This window comes from Mycobacterium sp., assembly GCF_035697385.1.
Classification (GTDB): domain Bacteria; phylum Actinomycetota; class Actinomycetes; order Mycobacteriales; family Mycobacteriaceae; genus Mycobacterium.
Window position 1 is genome coordinate 1 of sequence record NZ_DASSCY010000143.1, and the last position, 4,345, is coordinate 4,345.

Genomic DNA, 4,345 nt, shown 5'->3' on the forward strand with positions numbered 1-4,345 from the left:
AGATGCTCTACATCGACCCGGCGGCGTGTGTCGACTGCGGTGCCTGTGTAAGCGCGTGCCCTGTCGGAGCGATTGCTCCCGACAGCCGGCTGGAGCCCAAACAGCTGCCGTTCGTCGCGCTCAACGCGGCGTTCTATCCGGAGCCCGAGGGCAAGCTGCCGCCGACCTCGAAGTTGGCGCCGGTCATCGACGCTCCCTTGGTTCATGCACTTTCGGGCGGACCACTGACAGTGGCGATTGTCGGCTCCGGCCCCGCGGCGATGTATGCGGCCGACGAACTGCTCACCCAGCGCGGCGTTCGGGTCAACGTCTTCGAAAAGCTGCCAACCCCATACGGGTTGGTGCGCGCAGGCGTCGCGCCCGACCACCAGAGCACCAAGCGCGTGACGAAGCTGTTCGACAAAGTGACGCGGCTGCCTGGATTCACCTTCTATCTCAACGTCGAGGTCGGATCCGACCTGACCCACGCCGAATTGCTCGCGCATCATCACGCGGTGCTGTACGCCGTCGGCGCGCCCAACGACCGTCGGCTGGAGATCGACGGCATGGGCCTGCCGGGCACCGGCACCGCGACCGAGATGGTCGCGTGGATCAACGGTCATCCCGAATTCACCGATCTACCAGTCGATTTGGGTCGCGAGCGGGTTGTCATCATCGGAAACGGCAACGTCGCGTTCGATGTTGCGCGCATCCTGACCGCGGACCCGGATGCGCTGGCGCGCACGGACATCTCCGACCATGCGCTTGCGGCGCTGCGCGCCTCGCGTGTCAACGAGGTGGTGATCGCCGCGCGCCGCGGCCCCGCCGACTCCGCATTCACGCTGCCCGAACTGATCGGCCTGACGTCGACATGCGATGTCGTTCTTGATGCCGCCGACCACGACCTGGTTGTCCGCGACCTGGCTGAAGCCACCGACCCGCTGACCCGCAACAAGCTGGAGATCCTTTCCAAGCTCGGCGATGCATCCGCGCCGACCACCCGGCCGCGAATCCGGTTGGCGTACCGGCTGACACCGAAGCGGATCGTCGGCGCCGGGCGCGCGGACGGAATCGAGTTCGTCGTGACCGGCACCGACGAGGTACGTCAGCTGTCGGCCGGTTTGGTGTTGACGTCAATTGGCTACCACGGCAAGCCGATTCGTGATCTTACGTTCGACGAGTCGGCCGGCGTAGTGCCTAACGACGGCGGTCGCGTCGTCGACCCGGCGGCCGGCGCACCGTTGCGCGGTAGCTACGTTGCCGGCTGGATCAAGCGCGGGCCGACCGGGTTCATCGGGACCAACAAGTCGTGCGCCGGGCAGACCGTGCGCAACCTGGTCGCCGACTACAACGCCGGCCTGCTCGCCGACCCTGCCGGTAAGCCGGGCGCGCTGGACAAACTCGTGCGCAGCCGCAAGCCCAACGTGGTCAACGCCGCCGGATGGAAGGCGATCGACGCTGCGGAGGTGGCGCGCGGCGGTGACGAGAGGCCGCGCGACAAGTTCACCACGGTCGCCGAGATGCTGGCAGCCGCATCGACCGCACCCGCCCCGCCCATGCGCGAGCGCATCCTGGCCGGGCTGCGTCGTTAGCCGCATTCTCGATCCGCCCACGCCAAAGTCGTCGATTCCGACACCACGCGTAGCGCAAAGGTAGTAAACCCAATCCCTGACACCCGCGACTGTTGGGCGGAACGGGAGACCATTGTGAATGCCGCAGCATATGTAGGTCGTGTCGGCGGTTTGGCCGTTGCTCTGGGAGTCGGGGCTGCGGTGATCACGGGATCTCCCGGGTTGGCGTGGGCCGAAACGCCCCCGTCCGAGCCATCGTCGGAATCGACGTCAGAGCCTCAAGGCACATCGGCACCGGATCCGACGGAATCAGCCGAGAACCAACCGTCACCAGAGACGGATCCCGTCGCCGGTGACTCCCTGTCGACCACCACGTCGACGTCCACCGGGTCGACGACGTCTGCCGCCCCGCCAGGCGTTGTGGTGAGCACGGGCGGTGCCCAGACGAGTACGGACGATGACCTCACGGAGCCGACGGAAACCGCTGAGCCGACGGAAACCGCGGAGCCGACGGAAACCGCGGAGGCCACCGCGACCCCAACCCCGACCCCGGAGCCCACCGCTACCCCGACCAGTGAGCCGACGGCGCAAGCCGCGTCCTCGGACGGGCCTGCGCCAGAAGCCGAGCAGGCCACCGACCCGCCCGCCAGCGAGGTCGACGCCACCGAGGTGACAGTCGACGCCGATACCCAAGGCGCTGCCGAAACCGGGCCCGACGTGAGTTCTTTTGCAGCACAGACGATGTCATCGCCATCGGCCGTTGAGACGACCGCGGTGACACCGCCGGCCGTCCCGTCCTTGCGGCCCTGGCCGACCGCATTCGATCCAGGCACGTTGGTCAGCTATGCGCTGGGCGTCGTGTCGGACCTCGTCACCGCGTTCTTGAGCCCGTTCGCCGCAGGCCTTCCTGCGCCGCCAGCCGACCCGTCGCTGTGGACGCTGCTGGCCTGGGTACGCCGCGAATTCTTCAACGAGTCGCCCACCATCAACTACAACCCCGTGCAGAACACCCAAAGCCTGAACCTCGATGGCGACCCGGTGGTCAAGGGCAACATCGGTGCCGCCGATGTTGATGGCGACCCGCTGACCTACACCGTCATCGGCCGACCACTCAACGGCGGAACGGTTTCGATCGACGCGAACGGCAACTTCACGTACCGGCCGATGAACGCCATGGCCGCTGTCGGCGGCACGGACACGTTCGTCGTGGTCGTCGACGACGAAGCCGCCGGCCTGCACATCAACGGCCCCCTCGGGTTGTTGCAGTTCGTACCCATCCTGGGCAACCTGCTCTATCCCGGCGGCGGTCACCGCGTGGCCAAGGCCATCACCGTCAACGTCACACCCGTTGCGGGCGTTGACTTGTCAGTCCCCGACGACTTCCACTGGGGCGTCGCGCACTCCGGGTTCCAGGCCGAGGGCGGGCCCGGCTCGCCCGTGGACCCGAATTCCGACTGGTACAAGTGGGTGCACGACCCGATCAACCAACTCCTTGGCATCACCAAAGGCGTGCCGGAAAACGGCCCCGGCGCCTACATCTCTTACGACGCCGACGCGGTGTTGGCGCGCGACGCGCTCGGCATGGACACGTTCAGAATGGGCGTCGAATGGAGCCGCATCTTCCCGAATTCCACCGCCGCCATCGACATCTCGGATGAAGGTGGCACCGTCAGCCTTGGCGATCTTCAGGAGCTGGACGCGCTGGCCAATCAAGCCGAGGTCCAGCATTACCGGGCCGTGTTCACCGCACTGCGCGCACGCGGGCTGGAACCGTTCGTCACGGTCAACCACTTCACGCTGCCGGCGTGGGTGCACGACCCGATCACGGCGCGACCCCTGATCCAGCTCGGGTTGCCGGCGCCGGCCGCGGGATGGCTGTCGTCAAGCACGCCTGTCGAATTCGAGAAGTATGCCGCATACCTCGCATGGAAGTACGGCGATCAGGTCGACAACTGGGCGACGCTCAATGAGCCCTTCCCTCCGGTGCTGACCGAGTTCCTCGCGATACCGGGCCTCGTTCCGAACTGGCCGCCCGGCGTCATCCGGCCCGACCTTGCCTCGACCTTCCTCGTCAACGAGGCCAAGGGTCACGTGGCTGCCTATGACGCGATCCACTTGTGGGACATTAAGGTTGCAACAACGGGCCAGCCAGCGGCGTTCGTCGGGTTCACCAACAACATGATTCCGGCGCGCCCGGCCAACCCGGTGAGCCCGCTCGATGTTCAAGCGGCCGACGCCTGGAACAGCTACTACAACCATTGGTTCCCGAACGCGGTGATCGACGGGTGGGTCGACGCGAACTTCGACGGGATCAAGACGCCCGACGAGGTGCACGCCGACTTCATGGACAAAGTCGATTTCATGGGCGTGCAGTACTACGGATCGCAACCGATGCAGGGCTTCGGCTTCGCACCTATCCCGGGATTCCCGTTCCTGCAAGGCCTTCCGGTCCGATGCGCGGCGGAATCGCCCACATGCAGCGACTTCAACCAGCCAACGGACCCCGGCGGTTTCCGCGAGGTGCTCGAAGTCGCGGCCTCATACGGCGTACCGCTGTGGGTCACCGAGAACGGCATCGCCGACGCGAACGACTCGAAGCGGCCCTCCTACATCGTCAACCACATCGCGGTGGTGCAGGACCTGGTCGCCCACGGCACTGACATCCGTGGCTACACCTACTGGTCGTTCGTCGACAACCTCGAATGGTCAGAGGGCTATCACCTGCAGTTCGGCCTGTACGGGTCCGACCCGACGACTCCTGAGCTGGAGCGCACGCCCAAGCCGGCGAGCATCTC

3 protein-coding genes are annotated in these 4,345 nt (G+C 66.2%); 2 read left to right on the forward strand and 1 reads right to left on the reverse strand.

Annotation, left to right across the window (positions count from 1 at the left end; genetic code table 11):
- A partial coding sequence (locus VFH65_RS12115; RefSeq protein ID WP_353321735.1) for an FAD-dependent oxidoreductase occupies positions 1-1,571 on the forward strand: 1,571 nt, incomplete at its 5' end.
- Between the two features lie 257 nt (positions 1,572-1,828).
- Here VFH65_RS12115 and VFH65_RS12120 read toward each other — a convergent pair.
- On the reverse strand, positions 1,829-1,981 hold the full coding sequence (locus VFH65_RS12120; RefSeq protein ID WP_353321737.1) for a hypothetical protein: 153 nt from the start codon (positions 1,979-1,981) through the stop codon (positions 1,829-1,831).
- Between VFH65_RS12120 and VFH65_RS12125 the strand changes: the two genes are divergently transcribed.
- On the forward strand, positions 1,974-4,345 hold a 2,372-nt coding region (locus VFH65_RS12125; RefSeq protein ID WP_353321738.1), incomplete at its 3' end, for a family 1 glycosylhydrolase. The genes VFH65_RS12120 and VFH65_RS12125 overlap by 8 nt on opposite strands.